General features: G+C 60.9%; 1 protein-coding gene. It reads right to left on the bottom strand.

The genetic code is table 11. The annotated features are described in order from the left end of the window. Positions 1-125: 125 nt before the first annotated feature. Positions 126-4,730, bottom strand: a complete 4,605-nt coding sequence (locus tag NKI46_RS30810) for a Ulp1 family isopeptidase (protein ID WP_352749696.1) — start codon at positions 4,728-4,730, stop codon at positions 126-128. Positions 4,731-5,422: the final 692 nt, after the last annotated feature.

Here is a 5,422-nt window from a genome sequence, read left to right as displayed (position 1 = left end):
GACGAGGCTGATCAAGCCTTCCAACAGTACCAGCCTGATCAATTACGGCGAGAGCTACCGGTCCGGAGATCGCATCAGCCCCTCTGTCGTCAAGAGAGCTGTTCTGTTGACCCCAGCCATGGAGCTCAACGCCCCGCGTCGGAGCGCTCCCTGCTTCTGAAGGAAGCCATTAGGTCCGCTCGGGCTTGATCGGAGGCTTGGCTGATGGACGTCGTGGTTGCTTCGCTCAGTTGCCGCCCCATGGCGCGGCTTTGCGGATTATCAGTCCTCTGCCTCTTCGCCGGTCTCAACAGCGCTGTGTAATGTTCATTGTTTATGATGACGCCCCCGCTGTTCACGAGGTTGCCCCTGTCAAGTGTACTCGTCAGTCCGTCCTGGGCCTCGCGCTTCTTGCCCAAGTGCCGTTCAAACGGCGCTGGCGCGACTTGTTGAGCTCGAGAGATGGGTCCCTGCTCTCCTGCGTGGCCATGAGCTTGTGCCGCGGTCTGCGCAGCGGCGTCCCCAATGGCACGAGCCTCCATGCCGACTGCGTCTTCCGGACGAGCAGCAAGGGCAATTTCGCGCCCGAGTGCGAACTTCCGGAGATGAGTTAGTGCACTGATGTCAGCGGTTTTCATATAGCGCTTGGCATCTTCATCCAGCGACCGCTCGTGAAGCCGATCCGCAATCCCCGGCTTTTTGTTTTCAACCAGGCATTGACTGAAACGTCTAAGAGCAGACCCATAGACCTCAACGGTACGGGGTTTCGGCCCGGTCGGCGCTGCCTCGTACGCTTTGATGAGAGCCGCTGTGTACTCTCTGATGAGCACGGCGTCGGCAGGGTGGGGATTCAGGGCAGGGCGGCCCACCACTGGCGCTCCGCCCGCCCACGTCTTGAGACGACCCAGTGACCCAGCCACGGCCGAGGGGCCGCCACCCCAGATCTCGTACTCCTTGCGATCCCGATCCAGCGACGAATCGTGAAGCCGATCCGCAATCCCCGGCTTGTTATTTTCAACGAGCCAATGACCAAAGCCGAAAAGAATATCTACATGGCGCTTGACCGTGATCTCCCCGATCTTGCCGGCATAGAGTGCTGACCTCAGCCCTTCGACAAGGGTCGCATCGTTGGAATAAAGAGGACCCTTGTCGGGACCGGAGACCACTTTTGGGCGATCTGGCTGCACCGCCGCCGGCACAGAACGAGCATGGTCACGCAACTCGACCCGTGCGGGGGGATTCAGATCAACCACTGACGAATCCGGCGCATGATGATGGCGCGCCGTTGAGTGACCCGGCTGCAGCACCGAGGCACCCAGCATCGACCCACTGCCTCCGGCGTACGGCGCCGCGGCGTGTTCTTGTCCGCTCCCTTGCATCATGGGCTGCGCTTCCCATGGCAATGCACCCACTTGATGGGTGGGGGCCTGCATCAGCACGCGAGCGCCTGAATTGCCGATCTCGCTCAGCTGCGGCTCAGTGGCAACGTCCTGCAGACGACTGTTCGGGGTCCTTTGCCTCTTCGCTGGTCTCAACTCCGCTGTATCATGCTCACGGTTGATGAGGACCTCCTCGCTTGGTAGCTGGTTGCTCCTGTCCTGTGCAGCGATCCGCTCGTCCGGCGCGCCCTGGTCGCCGTAGATCAGGGGACGAAAAGACTCTGCGGGATCCGAGGCTTGGTGATGGGGCCCAGTTGGCACGAAAGACGATGCCAGAACAGCGTCGTCTTCATTAGCTTTCCCAGGGGGGAGATACTCTGGCCAACTGTATTCCTCCTGCGGCCCGCTGTGCTGCGCAGCGGCGTCCCCCTTGCTCTTAAGACTTTGAAATTTAAATGGGTCCCCGGGAGCAACGTCTGGCGCTGACTGGCCGAGCCGCTTGATCTGCTGGTGAAACGTCCCAACGGGGCTTTCCTTAACCGCGTCTCGGGCCTTTCGGTCCATGAGTTCAAAGTTCGTGAGATTATTTGTCGTTCCGAATGTATCGTCACCCCTGAGGCGGGTTTGTAGTGCCTGCCGATTGACGACGAGGTTGTTGAGGTTCAGGTTATCTGGCTGCGATTGCAATCGCCCAACCAGCGCCCGCGTGCCGTCCACCACGTAGACTCCGCAATCCACCCCGTTGCTCTGCTGGGCGATGCGGGATACGCCCACGCGGGTCTCCAGGCTGGCGCCCAGATTTTCTGCGAGCTCTTTTGCAAGCGTGTCATTGCATCCGTTGTAGGAGTCATAATGATAGGCAACCGGCCGCTCCCGGTCGCTGCGATCAACGAACAGCAGCGACCAATGGGTGCCGCGCTCCTCACGAGTCGTACCGGCATCGCTCACTGGCACGAACAGGAAGTCGGCTGTGTCGTTACCGTTCTTATGGACGATGCGCTGGAATGCGCTTAGCATGACGCTCTTGGAGCCCAAGCGCAGATGATAATTGGCTACGAGGGGATCCACGAACCGCGTCCGGGCGGCGAGATCTGGATTGTTCCCCTGCAACTCCTGCTCCAGGAGCTGGTAATCCCTCTGGATATGTTCGTCGCCTAGCCATTCCAATGCGCCGAGCACCCGCCCGTCTTTAGCTTTCCCAGGGGGCTTCTCTGGCCGACCCAATGCCTCCTGCGGCCCGCTTCGCTGCGCAGCGGCGTCCCCAATGGCACGAGCCTCCATGCCGACTGCGTCTTCCGGACGAGCAGCAAGGGCAATTTCGCGCCCGGGTGCGAACTTCCGGAGATGAGCTAGTGCACTGATCCTCCGGTTACCACCGGAGTTCACATAGCGCTTGGCATCTTCATCCAGCGACCCCTCGTGAAGCCGATCCGCAATCCCCGGCTTTTTGTTTTCATGCAGGTATTCACTGAAACGTATAAGAGTAGATCCATAGACCTGAATGGTACCGCGATTCGGCCCGGTCGCAGGCGCTTCTTTGTACTCTTTGATGAGAGCCGCTGTGTAATCTCTGATGAGCGCGGCGTCGGCAGGGTAGGGATTCCGGACAGGGCGGTCCACCACTGGCGCTCCGCCCGCCAACGTCTTGAGACGACCCAGTGCTCTGACGATCGAGGGGCCACCACCCCAGATCTCGTACTCCTTGCGATCCCGATCCAGCGACGAATCGTCAAGCCGAGCAGCAAATCCCGGCCTGTTATTGTCAAAGAGCCAACGACCAAAGCCGAGAAGAGAATTTACATGGCGCTTGACCGTGATCTCCCCGATCTTACCGGCATAGAGTGCTGACCTCAGCCCTTCGACAACGGTCGCATCGTTGGAATAGAGGGGACCCTTGTCGCGACCGGAGACCCCTATTGGAGGATCTGGCTGCACCGCCGCCGGCACAGAACGAGCATGGTCACGCAACTCGACCCCTGCGGGGGGATTCAGATCAACCACTGACGAATCCGGCGCATGATGATGGCGCGCCGTTGAGTGACCCGGCTGCAGCACCGAGGCACCCAGCATCGACCCACTGCCTCCTGCGTACGGCGCCGCGGCGTGTTCTTGTCCGCTCCCTTGCATCATGGGCTGCGCTTCCCATGGCAATGCACCCACTTGATGGGTGGGGGCCTGCATCAGCACGCGAGCGCCTGAATTGCCGATCTCGCTCAGCTGCGGCTCAGTGGCAACGTCCTGCAGACGACTGTTCAGGGTCCTTTGCCTCTTCGCTGGTCTCAACTCCGCTGTATCATGCTCACGGTTGATGAGGACCTCCTCGCTTGGTAGCTGGTTGCTCCTGTCCTGTGCAGCGATCCGCTCGTCCGGCGCGCGCTGGTCGCCGTCGCTCCAGCTCAGGGGACGAAAGGACCCTGCGGGATCCGAGGCTTGGTGATGGGGCCCAGTAGGCACGAAAAACGATGCCAGAACAGCGTCGTCTTCATTAGCTTTCCCAGGGAGCTCGCGCCCGAGTTCGGACTTCCGGAGATGAGCTAGTGCACTGATCCCACCGGAGTTGTTATAGCGCTTGGCATCTTCATCCAGCGCCCCCTCGTGAAGCCGAGCCGCAATCCCCGGCTTGTGGTTTTCAACCAGGTATTCACTGAAACCTCTAGGAGCAGATCCATAGGTCTGAATGGTACCGGGATTCGGCCCGGTCGGCGCTGCCTTGTACTCTTTGATGGGAGCCGCTGTATAATCTCTGATGAGCGCGGCGTCGGCAGGGTCGGGATTATTCAGGACAGCGGCGCGGTCCAGCACTGGCGCTCCGCCCGCCCACGTCTTGAGATGACCCACTGCTCTAGCCACGTCCGAGGAGCCACTCTTGCTCTCGTACTCCTTGAGATCCGGATCCAGCGACTCCTCGTGAAGCCGAGCAGCAAATCCCGGCCTGTTATTATCAAAGAGCCAACGACCAAAGCCGAGAAGAGAATTTACATGGCGCTTGACCGTGCTCTCCAATGCTGACCTCAGCCCTTCGACAACGGTCGCATCGTTGGAATAAAGAGGACGCTTGTCGGCACCGGAGACCCCTATTGGAGGATCTGGCTGCAGCGCCGCCGGCACAGAACGAGCATGGTCACGCAACTCGGACGGTGCGGGGGGATTCAGATCAACCACTGACGAATCCGGCGCATGATGATGGCGCGCCGTTGAGTGACCCGGCTGCAGCACCGAGGCACCCAGCATCGACCCACGGCCTCCGGCGTACGGCGCCGCGGCGTGTTCTTGTCCGCTGCCATGCATCATGAGTTGCGCCTCCCATGACGATCGTAGAAGGTCCGCGTGCGGAATCGAGTCGAAATATCCCGACAAGTCAGCATCGACCATCTGCTTTTGCAACCGAGCCAGCGTTTCGGCCACCGCGGCCTCGCCAACCGCGGAGGGCGTCTCCTCTGCCCTGGCGAACGCTGGCCCGGCAGGCGCCGCCGGCACATAACGAGCATGGTCACGCAACTCGAACGGTGCGGGGGGATTCAGATCAACCACTGACGAATCCGGCGCATCATGATGGCGCGCCGTTGAGTGACCCGGCTGCAGCACCGAGGCACCCAGCATCGACCCACTGCCTCCGACGTAGGGCGCCGCGGCGTGTTCTTGTCCGCTCCCTTGCGTCATGAGTTGCGCCTCCCATGGCAGTGCACCCACTTGATGGGTGGGGGCCTGCATCAGCACGCGAGCGCCTGAATTGCCGATCTCGCTCAGCTGCGGCTCAGTGGCAACGTCCTGCAGACGACTGTTCAGGGTCCTTTGCCTCTTCGCTGGTCTCAACTCCGCTGTATCATGCTCACGGTTGATGAGGACCTCCTCGCTTGGTAGCTGGTTGCTCCTGTCCTGTGCAGCGATCCGCTCGTCCGGCGCGCCCTGGTCGCCGTCGCTCCAGCTCAGGGGACGAAAGGACCCTGCGGGATCCGAGGCTTGGTGATGGGGCCCAGTAGGCACGAAAGACGATGCCAGAACAGCGTCGTCTTCATTAGCTTTCCCAGGGGGGAGATACTCTGGCCAACTGTATTCCTCCTGCG

This window comes from Mesorhizobium sp. M0615, assembly GCF_040320805.1.
Classification (GTDB): Bacteria; Pseudomonadota; Alphaproteobacteria; order Rhizobiales; family Rhizobiaceae; genus Mesorhizobium.
This window is presented reverse-complemented; position numbering and strand designations above follow the sequence as displayed.

Coding starts and splice junctions, on each gene's coding strand:
- NKI46_RS30810 (WP_352749696.1), bottom strand. CDS start 4,730: ATGGTCGATGCTGACTTGTCGGGATATTTCGACTCGATTCCGCACGCG.